The sequence below is a fragment of the Pedobacter suwonensis genome, assembly GCF_044762335.1.
GTDB lineage: Bacteria > Bacteroidota > Bacteroidia > Sphingobacteriales > Sphingobacteriaceae > Pedobacter.
This window is the reverse complement of record NZ_JBIWEB010000011.1, coordinates 15,104-31,568: the sequence shown is the minus strand read 5'-3', so window position 1 is coordinate 31,568 and position 16,465 is coordinate 15,104. Positions and strand designations below refer to the sequence as shown.

Annotated in this window: 14 protein-coding genes; 3 read left to right on the top strand and 11 right to left on the bottom strand. The window is 38.3% G+C overall.

Translation table 11 applies throughout. From position 1 onward, the window contains the following. The first annotated feature begins 162 nt into the window (after nucleotides 1–162). Nucleotides 163–786, top strand: a complete 624-nt coding sequence (locus tag ACIQXP_RS16820; RefSeq protein ID WP_293741470.1) for a TetR family transcriptional regulator — start codon at nucleotides 163–165, stop codon at nucleotides 784–786. Here ACIQXP_RS16820 and ACIQXP_RS16815 read toward each other — a convergent pair. The 7 genes from ACIQXP_RS16815 to ACIQXP_RS16785 all read right to left on the bottom strand — a co-directional run bounded on the left by ACIQXP_RS16815 (nucleotide 758) and on the right by ACIQXP_RS16785 (nucleotide 11,080). Beyond that, nucleotides 758–1,003 carry a CBU_0592 family membrane protein gene (locus ACIQXP_RS16815; RefSeq protein WP_427430231.1) on the bottom strand — a complete coding sequence of 82 codons (246 nt, stop codon included), beginning with the start codon at nucleotides 1,001–1,003 and terminating at the stop codon, nucleotides 758–760. The two genes, ACIQXP_RS16820 and ACIQXP_RS16815, sit on opposite strands and share 29 nt — an antisense overlap. A gap of 221 nt (nucleotides 1,004–1,224) precedes the next feature. Beyond that, nucleotides 1,225–2,307, bottom strand: a complete 1,083-nt coding sequence (locus ACIQXP_RS16810) for a hypothetical protein (RefSeq protein WP_387506121.1) — start codon at nucleotides 2,305–2,307, stop codon at nucleotides 1,225–1,227. Between the two features lie 91 nt (nucleotides 2,308–2,398). After that, a complete protein-coding gene (locus ACIQXP_RS16805) occupies nucleotides 2,399–3,700 on the bottom strand; it encodes a hypothetical protein (RefSeq protein ID WP_293741472.1) in 1,302 nt (433 codons plus the stop codon). A 388-nt stretch (nucleotides 3,701–4,088) separates the two neighbouring features. Next, nucleotides 4,089–7,334, bottom strand: a complete 3,246-nt coding sequence (locus ACIQXP_RS16800) for a TonB-dependent receptor (protein WP_387506119.1) — start codon at nucleotides 7,332–7,334, stop codon at nucleotides 4,089–4,091. 168 nt (nucleotides 7,335–7,502) lie between these two features. After that, the gene (locus ACIQXP_RS16795; RefSeq protein WP_293741474.1) at nucleotides 7,503–8,525 is read right to left on the bottom strand and encodes a FecR family protein; all 1,023 of its coding nucleotides are present in this window, start codon (nucleotides 8,523–8,525) and stop codon (nucleotides 7,503–7,505) included. A gap of 483 nt (nucleotides 8,526–9,008) precedes the next feature. Next, entirely contained in the window at nucleotides 9,009–9,599 is a 591-nt protein-coding gene (locus ACIQXP_RS16790; protein ID WP_387506117.1) for an RNA polymerase sigma factor, read from the bottom strand. A gap of 71 nt (nucleotides 9,600–9,670) precedes the next feature. Beyond that, nucleotides 9,671–11,080 (bottom strand): S41 family peptidase, encoded by a 1,410-nt coding sequence (locus tag ACIQXP_RS16785; protein ID WP_387506115.1) that lies wholly within the window; start codon nucleotides 11,078–11,080, stop codon nucleotides 9,671–9,673. 190 nt (nucleotides 11,081–11,270) lie between these two features. Here ACIQXP_RS16785 and ACIQXP_RS16780 point away from each other — a divergent pair, with 190 nt between their 5' ends. After that, nucleotides 11,271–11,507, top strand: coding sequence for a hypothetical protein (locus tag ACIQXP_RS16780; RefSeq protein ID WP_145860613.1), 237 nt, complete (start codon nucleotides 11,271–11,273; stop codon nucleotides 11,505–11,507). Nucleotides 11,508–11,616: 109 nt separating this feature from the next. Here ACIQXP_RS16780 and ACIQXP_RS16775 read toward each other — a convergent pair whose 3' ends face one another. Beyond that, nucleotides 11,617–12,339: a class I SAM-dependent methyltransferase gene (locus ACIQXP_RS16775; protein ID WP_387506113.1), complete on the bottom strand. Its 723-nt coding sequence runs from the start codon at nucleotides 12,337–12,339 to the stop codon at nucleotides 11,617–11,619. 91 nt (nucleotides 12,340–12,430) lie between these two features. Between ACIQXP_RS16775 and ACIQXP_RS16770 the strand changes: the two genes are divergently transcribed. Next, on the top strand, nucleotides 12,431–13,315 hold the full coding sequence (locus ACIQXP_RS16770; protein ID WP_387506111.1) for a LysR family transcriptional regulator: 885 nt from the start codon (nucleotides 12,431–12,433) through the stop codon (nucleotides 13,313–13,315). A 232-nt stretch (nucleotides 13,316–13,547) separates the two neighbouring features. Here the strand turns inward: ACIQXP_RS16770 and ACIQXP_RS16765 are convergent, their stop codons facing one another. From ACIQXP_RS16765 to ACIQXP_RS16755, 3 genes are read right to left on the bottom strand one after another with little or no spacing between them, the layout of a single operon-like run. Then, nucleotides 13,548–14,696 carry a redoxin domain-containing protein gene (locus ACIQXP_RS16765; RefSeq protein ID WP_387506109.1) on the bottom strand — a complete coding sequence of 383 codons (1,149 nt, stop codon included), beginning with the start codon at nucleotides 14,694–14,696 and terminating at the stop codon, nucleotides 13,548–13,550. A gap of 24 nt (nucleotides 14,697–14,720) precedes the next feature. Further along, nucleotides 14,721–15,170: a protein-disulfide reductase DsbD domain-containing protein gene (locus tag ACIQXP_RS16760; protein WP_387506107.1), complete on the bottom strand. Its 450-nt coding sequence runs from the start codon at nucleotides 15,168–15,170 to the stop codon at nucleotides 14,721–14,723. Nucleotides 15,171–15,177: 7 nt separating this feature from the next. Continuing rightward, nucleotides 15,178–16,425 (bottom strand): TlpA family protein disulfide reductase, encoded by a 1,248-nt coding sequence (locus ACIQXP_RS16755; protein ID WP_387506105.1) that lies wholly within the window; start codon nucleotides 16,423–16,425, stop codon nucleotides 15,178–15,180. Between the last annotated feature and the right edge of the window lie 40 nt (nucleotides 16,426–16,465).

Sequence of the window (16,465 nt, the reverse complement as noted above, 5' to 3'; positions counted from 1 at the left end):
TGATAAGCTCTTTTCAGCGGTGCTAAGTTGAACATATCATATTAAGGATAGGTTAAGGTTCAATTAATATATTAATTGAACGTTCATTCAATATATTTAATAAAATAAATTTGCAGAATCCAAACGCTTTTGATTAGTTTGCCCCATTAAATTAGCTGCACGATGGGACGTAAAAGTCTAAAAGAGACAAGGAGACAGGAAATTATAAAGGTATTTTACCAGGTGGCCAAAAAAGAGGGCTACGAAAATACCTCTATAGCCAAGATTGCAAAGGTGATGGATATTAACCCGAGCCTCATTATTCATTATTTTGAAACCAAGGAAGGACTCACTTACGAATTGATCGACCACATACTTGACCGGTATTTACTGATCTATACTGTAAAGAATAAAGAGAAAGCATCCTTAAGCGATTTGCAAAGTACGATTGAAATGCTTTTTTCTAAAAAATGGAACCTGCTTTTTGATGACGGTTTATTTTATACTTTTTACGCTTTGGCGTTTAGGGAGAAAAAAATCAAGCAAAAGTATAAGCTAATTCTGGATTCGTTGCGCAAAGGACTTGCGTTGCTGATTGAACAGTGCAATGCGCAGTGCATTACAAATGTAAACGACCCAAAGGTTGCAGCCGATTTCATTTTTGTAATGGTTGACGGAGCTTACTTTTATCTTTCGTTGGAAAATGATAAAAAAGCTTATTCGGAGCGATTAGCATATTATAAGCAAAAAGCTTATGATCTGCTTTGCATACCTCCAACTAAGGCGCTTTCTGATCCCGTTTGCTAAACTGGCGACCCAAAGCAAATAAGCCAATAGACATCCAGAGTACATTGGCAGCAGCATTGGGTAAATCGTGCGTATCTAAGGCGGTTACGGCTAAACACAAGCCACCCAATATATTTAGGGCCTGAAAAGAGAACGAATCCGACCGGATTAATTTCATACTTAAAAAAAGGTATGCCAGCGTACAAAATACTACTCCAGACCACCCGATAATTGACATCATTAATTTCATTCTGTTGTATGGTTTGCTGTGTAAAGCTATGAAATAATGTGATTACCTTTAGATAATGATACCAATAATCATATATCGGCTGGTAGCGCTGTAGCAAAAAATATGTTAGTATCGGGATGCTGGTTCTTTAACTTCAATAAAGAAAAAGGAGATCACCGTTGCAGTTTGCTTTGGTTTCCTCCTTTTTTTAAAGAATGAACATGTTAATCCTATCTGAAATATTGAGAGAGGTCGGTTACTTTACCGGAAAAATAGGTGCTTCTTGTATTCGCTAAAATATTTTTAGTATCGTTGATAACAAACAACCTCGACTTGCCGGCTTCAAAATTAATTTCCCCATAACGGCCCTGGTTGGGTTTAAATGGATAAGCGGCTAATACAAAAGGCGCGCTGGTTGTAGTGTAGGGTACATTATCGGTGCCTTTTTCAACAATATCAAAACTATATATATAATTGGCATCTGGTAGTGGTGGAAGTTCTATCTGGTTAAAAGTACCATCTTTAAGCAAAGTAAGCCTAAGTTCGGGCTGCACCTTTGTTCCGGCGGTACCATACGCTGCAGTAGATTGGGGTTTAAGCCTGGTGTAGAAAACGAGGTCTACATCAACATTTTTAAATTGTGGTGCAAATAAAGTCTCGAACTTTGCACTAACCATCATATTTGCAGGATTTACAGGCGGGTTAAGGCTTACATTATCAACAATTTTGATTCCATCGTAAAAGAAATTTATGCTTTGGCTATTGCTGGTTGCATCGATCGTTTTAGCAAGCAGAATATCGGTTTCGCCTTTTTTGCGTACCGTGATTTCTCTCTTTGTACCTTTATCAATCAGGATAGGTGAGGTGTTATTTATCGAACCGGTGCCGGATAAAAATACATTTCCATCTATTAAAAATTCGAGTTCACTCGTTAGCGCGTAGCCTTTAATGACTAATGATATGGAACTGTTGTATATTTTAGTGCCATCATAAAAAATACTGATGTACTGATCGAACGGTGCTGCCGTTATCGTTCTGGAAAGTAATATCTCCGTTGAACCTTTTTTTCTGATTTTCAAATCAGCGTGCTGATCTTTAACGGTAAGCAGAGTTTTTACGTTAATGCCCCCCGAAGGTGGTGCGGCAAGTACGCTGTCTTTATACAGGTACTCCAGCTCAACACTACTTGCACCCGTAACATTTAACTGAATAATTTTAACCGGTTCGGGTTGGAGTAGTTCTGCCTTACGGCAGGATAAACTTAATGAGGCGATGGCCGAAAGGAAAAAAAAGGCAAATATTTTAAGTTTCATATAAAGGTTAATTATCGTTTAAAACAGCGTTATCCTGTTTTATTATAAGAGACTATGCCGAACAGCATAGTCTCTTTCTATAAAGAAAAAATTAAAATACAAGTTTTGACCAACCGGTAGCCCAGCTCGGAAGTGTAACTGTAGCAGGAGAACCCGGAGTGTTATACCATGGTTGCGCAACACCGAAAGTACTGGCGTTGGTTGCATTTACTACCAAAGTATTGCTACCACCGTCAACATAAGCACCAACAGCAGCTGTGATTGAATTGTTGAAGCCATGCACAGAAGTAGAAGATATATCTGAAAGACCTGCATTTGCATCGCTATCGAAAGCAATACCGGTATTGTAACCAGAAACAATTACATTAATTAAGCTAACTTCCGAACCTCTGCGTTCGCGGATACCGTTACGGTAACCTAAACCAGAAATACCATTTTTATTTTCAGTTCCGAAAATGTTTACATTTTGCAAGATTGGATGTGTTTTTGGGGTTAGGCTAAATGTACCATCTTCGGCAGGCGCATTGTTATCCGATTCGATACCGTTTGAATCGCTGTTACCACCGCTTGTGCTGTGTGTAGAATTTTTATCAGCAATGGCAACACAGTCGCTTAATGTACCGGTAAAACCGTTATCAAAATCAAACTGGTCATCATCAGAAGCCAGCGCAATTAAACTACTTGGACTAACTGTACCACCGAAAAACTCAAATCCGTCATCTAAGCCGTAAGAAACCTGTACGTGATCGATCGTTGTGCCGCTACCTACACCACCTAAAGTTAAACCGTTCACTTCGATATTTGGAGCTAACTGGAAACCTGCATACTCAATACGCACATATTTAAAAGTACCACGGTTATCTTCGTCATTTGTACCGCCATAGTGGAATTTAGGATTATCAGCTAAACCTTCAATCAGTTTATCACCAACGTTGATTCTGGCATTACCTAAAATAATGGCACCACCAAAGTCTCCTGGTTTACCAGTTGTGCTGGCATCACCATCTAAAAGATAGCGGCTGGTGAACACAATTGGATTTTCTGCTGTACCTACCGCATTGATGTTACCATCTTTGGCAATAACCAATACACCATTTTGTACACCCGGAGTATTTACCGAAGCTTTAATGTAAGTACCGGCCTGGATAGTTAAGGTTGCCCCGTTTCTAACGGTTACTACACCACTTAACTCATAAACATTTCCTGCGGTCCAGGTAACAGAGCTGGTAATGTCTCCGCTAACAGCCACAACTGGCAAGGATGATTGTGAATAATCTGCTGCTGAAGTGCTGCGGTTACCGAATGCATCAGCACCACCTTCGTTTTTTTTACAAGCTGTAAATGAAACAGCAACAATTGATAAAAGACCGATTAAATTTTTAAAATTTTTCATTGTCATTTTTTGTTTTTCATAGGATCTTATTGTTACGATCCATGTTTTTTAGGTTGATTTTTTTTCAAGGTCATTTAGGTGTACCGACAAATTATCCATTGTTTTTTAAGGAAATAAAAGCCTGTTTATACCTAAATATGATGTTTTTTTATATCTTAGTCGTTCATATAGATTTAACTAAGTAAATCTGTTAGCTACCCTGGGTTTTTAACAGTAGATTTTAAAATAGTTCAGGTTTTTCCTGATTGGCCGTTCCACTGCAAATGATCGGTTTAAACGAAGGGTTCTGATACAACCTTTCGTTTTTTTTTACGGCTATGCAGGAAATAAATTTCCTCCTTTCCTGTTAAGTGGTTTAACCTTATTAAAACTGTTTTTCATGGTCATTTTAAAAATTATAGGTAATGGAAGTGCTGTAGGTGCGGCCAAATTTTTGTGAAAACATCACCTGGTCTCCTTCGTCCAGGTTGTTGGAAAAACCTGGTTTCAATCGCAACTTGTTGCTGTAGTCTGAACCCGGCTGGTAATCGGGGTTGGCTTCGTAACTTGCGGTATTTCTATAAATCAGCGAGGCCCTGTTGAGTAAATTCCCCGCATTGATTTTTACTTCGAACCTGTTTTTATAAAACTTATAACTAATCTGTGCATCAATCTGGTCGCGCGGGTTTTCATATTCAATGTTATTCAGTTCCGGACTAACCAAAGTTGTTTTGCGCCCAGATTTATTATAGGCCAGGTTGAAGCCAAAATGCTCGTCTAAATATTGTAAACCGGCATTGATCAGGTAAGGTGCCTGCCCATACATGTTTCTTTTGGCTTTGGCACTTACTAATACATTTTCGCCATTGGTGCCAGTAGTTTTGTAGGTCCCAACTACATTGGCTGTTTGTAAGGTAAGGTTGCCGTAAAGCGTTAATCTTGAGAGCAGGGTATTGTTATTGATGAAACCCAGGTTTTTTCTCAACTCCAGTTCCAATCCATAAACTTTGGCTTGATCAGAATTTTTGATATAATAAAAACCGCCTCCGTTTGATATGCTGTAAACCACTTCTACGGGTTGATCGAATTTTTTATAAAAGGCACTAGCCGAGATGATTTCGCCCAAGCCGGGGAACCATTCAAATTTAAGATCGTAATTTTTAATTTGGGTACTGGCCAAACCCTCGTTCCCAAACTGGGCATCAAACATCGGGTCGTATCTAAAGAACTGACTGTTATCCATTAGTTCGGGCCTTACTACAGCATTTGAAAAAGCGGCCCTGATGTTAATCTCTTTTGTAGGGCTGTAGGTAAGATTAGCTGAAGGTAACCAACGCCATTTTTTCTCAGATGGGAGTGCGAAACCGCTCACTCCCCTAACATTGAGGTCGTTGCGGAGTTCGGTATATTTGAAGTACTCTGCTCTTAGGCCCCATACCAAACGTAATTTTTCAGCAAGACGGTTATCAAGCATCATATACGCGGCCTGGGTGGTACTTTTACCTTTATAGCCGTTTAAAAAGTATGGGTTAATAAAATAATTGTAGCCATTATTGCCAATTTTGGCAGGATCAATCATTTGGGCAATAGAGATGAATTTCAGGCTATCGGGTATCGATGCATTACGGACCAGTGATGCGATTTCCCAGTTTAAGGAACCTTCTTTGTGTATACCAAAATACCCCGTTTTTACCGTGTTATTTAGTGAGCCAATTTTCAAAGGCATACTTGCATCGCCACCCCAGGCAAGATGGTGTTCATTATTGCTGTAGTTATGTCTTGAGGTAGGTTTGATATAACCTTCCCTTTGGCCGCTTGCCTGGTAAAAATATTCATAATCATTACCAAATTGCTGCAAGTTTTGGGTGCTAATACTCAAATCCTTCTCTTTACGGTCTATTGATGTACGCGATAAATTCCATTCCAGCTTTACTTTGCCTACCTGGTGCTGGCCATTGAGTTTATTCTGTAACAGGTTGGTGTACGTAGGATCGTCAGCTTCAACAATAGCATTTGGTTTACGGCCATTGGCAAAGAATTCAGATCCATTATCAGCATCATAACCAATGGTTCTAAACAGGTCGTTATTGTAAATGTGTGTATAGGTGTTGCGGAAACTAAATCTGTTTTTCTCAAGCTGTAAACCCACATTTAACATGGCTGCTAAAGTGGTGTTGAACATATATTTCGCACCGGTATTTGGCGTATTGATATTCCATTCACCTCTTGTTTGCTGTTCAATGGTGTTGATATTCTGGTTGTTGCGGTAGCTTAATGATGTGGTAAACCCCAGTTTTTTATTATTTGTAGTATCAATGTCTATGGTTCTGCCTATCGTAAACTGATAATTTTGAGATGGTGCCGTTTTGTACCTGTACATCGTGAAATTATCATTGACGAATTTCTGGCTTTGGATAATCAGCTTTTGCTGGTACTGCTCGTCTGTAAGGGTATTGTTGGGTGCCGTTGTACGTTCAGTATGTTCTAAACCGACCGGAAAATTTCTTCTTCCATCATCAAACCCAAAATAATCGTATTTGCCTCGCTTATGACTTAAAAAATCTTTTCCTGTGCTTTGATCATTATAAGAAGTACCTGCTGTAAAAGACATAAAGTTCTCGGTAGGGATATCTTTGGTATTGATCTGTATTAACCCACCCCCGAAACTGCTGTTCATATCCGGCGTAACGGTTTTACTCACCACAACGTTATCAACCAGGTTCGAGGGAATTAAATCGAAAGAGAAGTTACGGGTTTGTGCCTCTGTACTGGGTAGGGTAATCCCATCCAGCTGTGCAGTATTATAACGTTCACCTATGCCGCGTACTAAAACCATTTTATTGTCTACCGAATTTACCCCGCTAATGCGTTTCAAACTTTCACCAATGTTTTTATCCGGTGTTCTGGAAATCTGTTCGGCACTAATTCCATTGCTCATTTCGGCAGCATTTTTCTGACGGGTCAGTAAGCCTTCAACGGAAGCTTTTTTATAGCTGGCGGTTATCACCACATCTTGCAAACCTTTTGCATCGGGTTTTAGTGAAATGTTAAGCGGTGTGCTTTTATCTGCCCTGACCTCTACATCACTTATGCGCTGTGTAATGAAAGATATATAACTAATTTCTACTGTGTATTTTCCGGGTTCGGCAGTTAATGTGTAACTACCATCGCTGGCCGTTTGTGTAGCTTTGCCCGTTTCGTTAATTTTAACGGATGCACCGGGCAATGTTTCACCTTTTTCGTCAAAAACCTTTCCTGATATGTTTCCTGGTTTTACCAGATCCGGAAGTTTATATAGCAATATGGTATTGGCATCAGCAAACCGGTAGGCTACTCTGGTTCCTGAAAGTATTTTTTTTAAGACCAGCTCAATGGCCATGTTTTTTACTTCAAGGCTTACCTTTCTATTTGGGCTGAAAATCGATTTATTATAATTGATTGATAAGCCTGCCTTTTCTTCAATCAATGAAAGTGCATCAGGGATACTCATTTCAGCTATTTTAAGGCTTAAAATGCTTTCTTCTGGCCTTTGTTCAAAGCTGCTTGCCACGCCCTGGTTGAATAAAAAAGTAGATAGTAGTATCAGGGTTACCAAAGGGCGGTAATCTAAATTGATAATATATTCTTTTATATATTCATAAATTCCTATTTTCATAGGTTCAAGATGTTTTTTAATTTTCACGGGTTAAAAACTTTTGTTTTAGGAGCTGGATTGTTCGAGCAATCCGGCCCCTTGTTGATGTAAAGAAGTTTAATCTGTTTTTTTGTAGGTATAAATCTCGTTTGTTGCACCTTTTGCCGCGCTATAACATTTGCTAACTCATCATTGACAGCCCTCCCCCCATACGGTTATTATTTTGTTTACATTGTCTATTTTATATCTCATTTTTTTGCCGCTCATGATCCGGATTTCTTCCATTATATCGCTGATGCTTTTGCTGGTAAATGTGGCATTGTACCTGCAATCGTTTAATTTATTGGTTTTCAGTTCGAAACGGACATTGTAATATCTTTCCAGTGACTGGAACATATTAGCCAGACTTACATCTTTAAAGGCAAAGCTGTTCTTAATCCATGCATTAATTTCGCTGATACGTTCGTTACGGATATGATAGTGATGAGCTTTTAAATGATATGATAATTTCATTCCGGGAGTAAGTAGCGAAAGTTGTCTTAATTTTCCTGTACTGTTCTCCGAAACGCCTACTTTACCGGTACGAACAGCGACGCTGAAAGTTTCATCTTCAGGATAAGCATAAATGTTGAATGAAGTACCCAAAACCCTGGTCTGCATCTCTCCGCTCTTTACGATAAATGGGCTGGTGGCATCATGTTTTACTTCAAAAAAAGCTTCTCCTTCCAGCTGGATATTTCTTAAATTACCTTTTACGAACCGGGATGGCCAGGTTAGTCTGCTTTCGGCACCAAGATATACAACAGAACTATCCGGTAAAATCAACTTTAGTCTTTCGCCCTTTTGAGTGGTTTTACTTAAAAAGGTGATCGATGTTTGTGTAGCTTGTTGTACGTTCCGGTACAGATACCAGCCAAGCGATGCAGAAATAATGACGATAACTGCCGCAGCATATTTTAATAGTGGCGAGAATAATCTGCTTTTAGGCTGGCGTTTTTCTACTTTTTCCCATATTTCTGCAAGTCCGTTAACAGCAGTTAAAGAGTAATCGGTTTCTGTTGTTTGTGCTGTCCACGCGCTTTCCATTACACCATAAAATTCACTATCGGCGTTCGTTGGGTCAGCAAGGTACTCCATTAGCATTTTTTCTTGCTCTGGAGTGGTTTTACCTGCTAAGTAATATTCAAATAGTATTTTAATATTTTCTTTCACTTTAATATTTGTAAGCTTTAGCGCTGCGCACTAATGTATATATGCACGAACGTGGTGATATAGCTATCGGAAAATGAAATTTATTTTAAAAAGCAATTAGGGGCAGTTACCGGGCAGTTTTATTTGCTTGTTATCCTGAGAAATAATTTTAGAATTAAATTAAAATAAATCTTCTCGATGGATTTATGCAGGTATTCATCGCGACCCTTGCCTGAAAATGATGATAACGCTTAAAGCTTATATGCGCTTATATACTAGCAAGATATATTAACGATGAGCTGCCTGTATAAACGTTATTATAAGAAGGCTTTTTCTTGTCAAAATCGCGTTTTTTTGGAGCTAGTCAACGGTAACCTAACAGGAGGCATCCTCGCTAAAAAAATTAAGATGGCAGAATGTAAATGAATTTAATAATGATCAATTGACAGAGTAGATTCAGAAACCATGCAGGTAGCCATAACTACTTTTCTTATGGGGCACCCTTCAACAAAAGATCACTATAGCCAATGATAATATCGTTTCCGGGGAATAGGTGCTGAAGTATTTCCGCAAAGTCCCAAGTGATTTTTTGAGATGGTTGTTTACCGTGTTTTTAGAGATGCCCATCAGTTGCGAAATTTCTTCGTGGGTATGGTGGTCGTTACGACTCAATAAATATATTTTTTTAACCTGCGGAGAAAGACTTTCTATCACTTTATTTACAATTTGTTTCGTTTCTTTGGCATTAAGTTCCTCTTCTATGGTATTGAATGATGGCTCATATTTAAGGTTTTCGTTGCTGTAAGCCTTCTCTCTGGCTTTTTTACGAAGTATAGAAAGAAAATTATTACGGATCAGGGTATAAAGAAATGCCTCAAAATTCTTTTGTGTATCAATTTTTGATCGGTTTTCCCAAAGCCTTACAAAAACATCCTGGGTAAGTTCTTCGGCTTCTTCACCGTTACGGCTAAAATGGTAGGCATAACCATATATTTTTTTTCGATACTGGTGGTAAATTTCATTGAAAGCGGCAGAATCGCCAGCTTTTACTGCATTGAGGAGTTTTGCATTTTTAACATCTTCCAACTGTTCCATAAGTAGCGTTTATGTTGGCAAGTTAGTAGTTGCGTATAAAGTTAATGTTAACGCAATGAAAACCTTTTCTATCACCTTAACTGATGGGTGACGACTATGCTTTGCTGTGCAGACACCGTCCTCGAATCCATTAATACACGATCAGGCTGAAAGCTGTTAGTCAATACATTATTTATTACAGTAGAAGTTTTGATAGCCTTACCGGTTATGGCAGCAATTGCCGCTCTCACCATTGGATCTGCAGTATCGCCAGGTTGAAGCAAAGGCAGATTATCCATTTCATTAACCTTGATATCGGGGGCAATGCCTGTGCTGTAACCGCCAATGCCCTGTGCGTTAAAAAGTTTATAAACAATCGGGTGTATTTCCCAGTTCACCTGTTTAGGGCTTCGGGCATCCAAGATCCTAAATGACGCTTCATCTTTTCCCCTTGTTTTTTCACCGATCAATATCACCTGAATAAAAGGTTTAAGATTATTAATCATGACTTCTGAAGCAGATGCGGTGGCTGCTGTTGATAGGATATAAACCCGGCTTAAGCCAAGGTTTTGCTGCAAGATGGCGTTAAAATTTAAAGTTCCATCGAATGTAGCTGCAGTCCCGATTGATTCGGTTTTGGTGCCTCCGTTTTTATTGCCTTTGTAGATAATAAAGGGTTTATTGAAAGCTACATTTTTAGCAATCATAGCGCATAAGCCGGCTGCTTCTGCTACCTGGCCACCTGCGTTATAACGGAGGTCGAGAATGAGCTCAGCTATGCTTTCTGATTTAAAATTACTGAAGGCAGCAGTAAGCGAACTGGCCAAACCACCATTAAAATCCAGAAAATACAGGTAACCGATTTTTTTTCCATCACTTTCTATCACCTTGCTGATCTCACGCTGATCGAGTATGATACTTTTATTTAACTGAACCGTGCGGGTGTCTGTCCAGATATTGTTTTTCAGTTCAGCTAAACTCAAAGAAAAGTGATCGCTATTTAATATTTCAGTTTGCAAAAACTGTGCATTATCAACCGTTATTGTTTTGCCGTTAATTTTACTGATATAATCTCCACGTTTTAAACCAGCCCTCGAAGCCGGAGAGTCGTTTAGTACCACTTTAATAATTCCGATAGCTTTTGAACTGTTTTGGTCACTCACCACGGTATAATCAAAACCAAAATTTCTGTTGCCTGGTATTGCAGTGGAAGGGTCATTAGGGATCGTGATGTATGAAAAACGATCCGACGAGTTGCGGATGGAATTAAAAAAATCTTTTGGTGCCAAACTGAAATTCGGATTGGAAGGCAATTGGTCATTCCAATAATAATATCGTTTAAGGCTATCAAGTATCCAGGTGTTGATATGCTCGTTGCTTCCTATTGGATAATCAGGTTTTTGACTGCTTTTTTTGCAGCCCGACAGGATAGTTAAAAGTAGAATAACTATATAAATAAACTGATAAGTTGTTTTATTTAAGTTTGTTATGGACGTGGTCATTGCCTTTCCTGATTTTAGAACAAACTTAAAATTACTATTGTTAACCCGGCATTAATTTTCAAGTTAGCATAATCTACCAAATATAGGCCTGGAAAGAATGGTTCCCGGTGTTAAATTATCATTACAGACTTATTTAATGTTAATGTAACAATAATTAAACATTCGCGTTTTATTGCATTAACTTTGCGCTGTGAATTTTCCGCTTTATATCTATTACGAATTATTAATCCGTTTATCAGAAATCGAATCCGGAATCGGCGATTACGTATCTTCAAATGCTAATGATGAGAATTGCGTATTGCGTACTACAAATGGCATCATAACGGTTCCGATCAACCTCCTAAGGCGACAGTCAGCAGATCCCAACCTGATTAACCTTGACGAATTAATTGCGTTAAGTAAAAATTTCAAGCCCGGCTATGCTTAATTCAATAGGGGTGAACTGATTTAAAATAAAACATGATCTTTTGCTTAAATAAATTATTGAGGTTTAATAAAGGTGTAACAGATCGTTTTTGGAAAATCGCAGCCATCTTCTATTTTATCGCTCCAAATGCAGCAAAACAAGCGTTCTTGTGGAGGATCTCGGTCGTGCTAAACCCAACTTTTTTTAGCAAAGCCAGCTGATAATTAACCGAACGCGGGGTATCTTCATATTCAATATAATCTAATACTTTTTGTTTGTATGCTTCACCGCCAAGTGTTTTCAGGTATGCTCCGTATTGATCCTGAAAAAGTTTGTCAACCAAAACTGAATCGTGCGCAATGAGGTCTGAAATCCAGATACTGCCACCGGGTTTTAAAGCCTGGTAAATCTTAGTGAAAACAAGTTCCCAATCGGCATCAGTACGTAAATGATGAAATGTAGCCGCGGCCAGTACAATATCGAAACGGTTGTCGGGCAAATCCAGGTTTCGCATATCATCCTGTATCAGCGTTATTTTTCCAGCGGTTTGCGCCGATATCCGAGCTTTTGCGCGTGTTAACATAGGTAGGCTCAAATCGTTTAAGGTACAGTTTAGGTTTGGGATTTTGCTGAGCATTTTCAATGTATAATTTCCAGCGCCACAGCCAATATCCAACAGTTCTGTAGCGGTAGAATTAATGTATTTGGCAGCTTCGGTGCAAAGTTCCATGGTAAGGGGCGCATCAATAGTGGTTTGCTGACCGCTTTCTAAATTAGAGAAACGTTCTACATCGCTGTCGAACCTTGTTTTTATCTCATCGTTTGTTGCTTTATGCGAATAATCTTTATTCATTGCTTTTAGTTTTTTGTAAAGTTACCGCAGTTGATCATATTTGTAAAATATCAATTTCAGCATAAATTAATACCTAAAAAGTATTGTAGATATGGAGCTCAGACATTTGTCATATTTTAAAACTGTTGCAGAAGAACTGCACTTTACCAAAGCAGCAACGAAACTCTTTATATCGCAGCCGCCTTTAAGCAGGCAGATTAAAGAGTTAGAAGAAGAACTCGGCGTAATGTTGTTTATCCGCAATAATAAAAGGGTTGCGTTAACAAATGCCGGTAAATATTTTAAAAGTGAAGTAGATGCCTTATTTGCCAGGCTGGAGGAAAGTAAAGAAGTGGTGCGTAAAGTCCATGAAGGTGTTAGCGGCGAATTTAAAATCGGTTATATTAGTTCGGTTTACCAATCGCAGCTTGCCGAAATTTTAAAGTTGATGCATCAGGAATTTCCCTACTTGAAAACGAGTTTGTTTGAAGTACCAACCCTGGCGCAGATTAAAGCGCTGGAACATGGCGATTTAGATGTTGGTATTTTGAGAGCTCCTGTTTTGTCTGAAAAATTGAAAGTAGAATCTTTGTTTTTTGATCCTTTTGTGGTGGTTACCCCTTTAAGTACGCATAAAATAGGGAATGAACATGAACTCGCAGATTTTTTAAGGAAGAGTCCGTTTATTTTTTTTAATAAGGCATTTGCACCACAGTATAACCAGAAACTTGTGGAAATTTGCCATAGATTGGGCTTTAGTCCGGATATTACACACGAGGCTAACAATGTGCACTCCATACTACAATTGGTAGAGGCGGGTCTGGGTGTATCTATTTTGCCACTGTCGTTAAAAAAGCAATATGCCCAGCTGAACGTATCTTTTATTGAAATTGAAGACATTCCGATTAACACAGAGGTGGTACTGGCTTATAAAGAATCAAATAAAAACGAGGCATTGAATTGGTTTATTAAACATTATACACGGTTGAAAATATAAAAAGGCTGTATCAGAAGTAAAATCTAACATTTATACCCGAAATTTTATTTTGTTTTTCGTCATTCCCGCGCAGGCGGGAATCTTAAGGCGCTTTGCAATAGCATTAGGATTCCCAATTAAATTGGGAATGACGACCTTTCAAAATATTATTCTGCTAAAAATCTAAAAAATCATTTCTGATATAGCCTCTGTATGCAGCGAGAAAGAGGTTAATTTCTAAAAATCCTTAATCTTAACGTGAAGGCTGACCAATCATTTCAATGAGTTTACGCTCAAGTCCTTTTCCAACTAAAGTTTTGCCTACAATTTTTCCATTGGGATCAATCAGGAAATTTTGCGGTATGGCACTAACGCCGTACAATTTTGCTGCGGCACTATCCCAGGCCTTAAGATCAGATAGTTGCAGCCATGGTAAACCATCGTTCTTTATCGCATCCAGCCATAGATTTTTTGCTTCGGGTTTATCGAGCGATACACCAACTACGGTAAAGTTTTGATCTTTGAATTTGTTATAAATCCTGAGCAGGTTTGGATTTTCTGCCCTGCAAGGGCCACACCATGACGCCCAGAAGTCTAATAAAACGTATTTGCCTTTAAAAGAAGAAAGTTTTACCAATTTTCCTTCTGTATCAGCCAACTCAAAATCAGGTGCCGTTTGTCCAATGGCTGTAGCTTTCATCTGAAGCAACGTTTTAGCAACGTTTATACCTTTAGTACTTTTCTTAATCCTGTCAGAAAAACCATCAAATAAAGATTTTACTTCAGCGTACTCACCGTCATAAGCTAATTTCGACATCAGATTGAGCGCAAGATCAGAATCAGGATGGGTTCTTACGAATTTTGCGTAAGCTTCGTTTGTTAGTTTGCTATATCTTTTTTTGAATTCTTCCAGCTTATCTTCAAAATTAGGCGTGTTTTGCTGATTTGATTTTCCTTCCATGAAAGCCTTATCTCCCGGAGACATCTTTGCCAGCGATTCGTCTACAAGATTGTTAAATTCGGTATAGTCATTGTTCATAGGTGTACCGGTTACTTCTAATCCGTCAAAAGAACTTCCGCCTTTAATAGCGACCATTATTTTACCAGGTTCTAAAATTACGGTACCGCGCTCCAGGCTTTTATTTCTACCGACACCTTTTGTGTCAAAACTCAGTTCGGCTGAAACTGGTGAAGAAGTTGCTGTGCCGGTGAATTTAAATGCTCCGTTTTTCAATACAACCGAATCGGTAATATCTTTGCCATTTAAAGTATATTCTAGATAGGCCTTTACCGGTGCATTAAATTCACCATATTTTCCTGTGATGGTGAAAGTATTTTTTCCGCCCTGTGCAAAAGCACTCAATTGTAGTATGGATAAGGCGATAATCATTAATCGTTTCATATTTTTATTGTATCGTTCTGGATATTAATTGATGTTAATGGTAAAATCGACTTCATCCGGCGGAAGGCACATCTTGTCGTTACACACCATAAATTTAGCTTTTCCTTTAACAATTGCTGTTTTGCCTTTTAGCTTTACTTTTTGCTGAAAGATGACTGAATTTTCGAAAAATCCGACTTCCATCATGAAGGTGGGCTCTAAGCGCACAATGGCCCGGGGTTCTTTTGTATAACCTGAGACGGTATAGCCATCTGATTTTTCAAATGTAAATTTTGTCGGTTGCGGACCACCTTTTTCTACATACTGTGAGTATAAGTGCCAGCCTTTTTCTAAGGTGGCTTTTACATATACAACCGCTTCATTTTTACCTGTTTTTTTGGCCGCATAACTCCATTTGATGGGGTGGTAGATTTGCCCGAATCCTTTTATTGTGAAAAACGAGCAGAGTAACAGCAGAATGATATTTTTTTTCATATTGATATTAATTATTGTCGGCAGCATGCTTTTTAGTGATTTCTACCATTGCTTTTAATTCATAATATTCCCGATCTGTCGAGCCAGCGTAGCCAATTCCTTCCATTCTTATTATTCCTTTAGGATCGATGATAAATTTATGTGGTGTGCCTTTAGCACCAATTGCTTTGTAGAATTCCATATCGGGATCTCTAAATACATCTAAAGTCAGTTTGGATTTGTCGACATATTTTTGCTGGGTTTCTTTGTCCTCAGCTATTCCGGCTACAAATAGTTGAAATGGTTCATTTTTATAGTCTGCAACTATTCTTTCGAAAGCAGGAAAGCAGGCTTTACAGGGCGTACAGGTGGTGCTCCAAAAATCGACTACCATGATTTTTCCTTTGTAATCAGATACTTTAAATTCCTGACCATTTAATTTGGTAATGGCAATGGTTGGCGCGGGTTTGCCAACTGGATCCCATTTGCTTTCAAGCGCCTTATAATAGTGCTGGTACGCCTCGTCCTGTAATGAAGTGACATATTTTTCAGCATTATCTTCTCCATTTATTTTGGCATAGATGGTTTTAAGCGTAGATAAAAGTTTGGGATTAGATTCTGCTTCTTTAACGGAAACGGTTAATGTATCAATTGCCTTTTGCGTTTGGCCATTCGCATCTAAAATAAACGCATAACGACTGATGAAATTTGGCTTCGAATCTTTAAAGTAATTCATGTTCCTCATTTTAGCATCTTTAAGTGCTTCGTTGATTTTTGCTAATGCAGAACTTTTATCGCCATTGATACAATCTACGGTAGCTGAAATTTCCAGTAAAAGTTCGTGTGCATGTTCAAAATCATCCTTACGCAATCCGTTTTCAATATCATTAATATATTGTTTGGAAATTACATCAACCCATTCCAGGTGTTTTTGCTCATCTAACCACTTTTCAAGAATGTTGGTTAATTCAAATAACGATAAACCATCTTTAACTGACTTGTCATAATGTTTGAACTTTTCTAAATTTTCATCATGAAGCCAGCTAATGGCTATTGCACCTTTAATACGGTCGTAAATTTTTCTGTTTTTATCCGTTTCAGGTATTTTCTTTAATAAGTCCTTATAAAATTTTTCCTGATCCTGTACTTTGCCAATAAGCGTAAATTCTTCATATTTTTCAGCCAAAGGATTAGGCTGTTGTGCTTTAGCTCCATAGCTGATAATCAGCATTATGCTTAAAGCGGTAAAGCAGTTTATTAATTTGTTGATTTTCATAACTGTTATTTAATTTATGTTGTAATATTGGGCAGCCTAA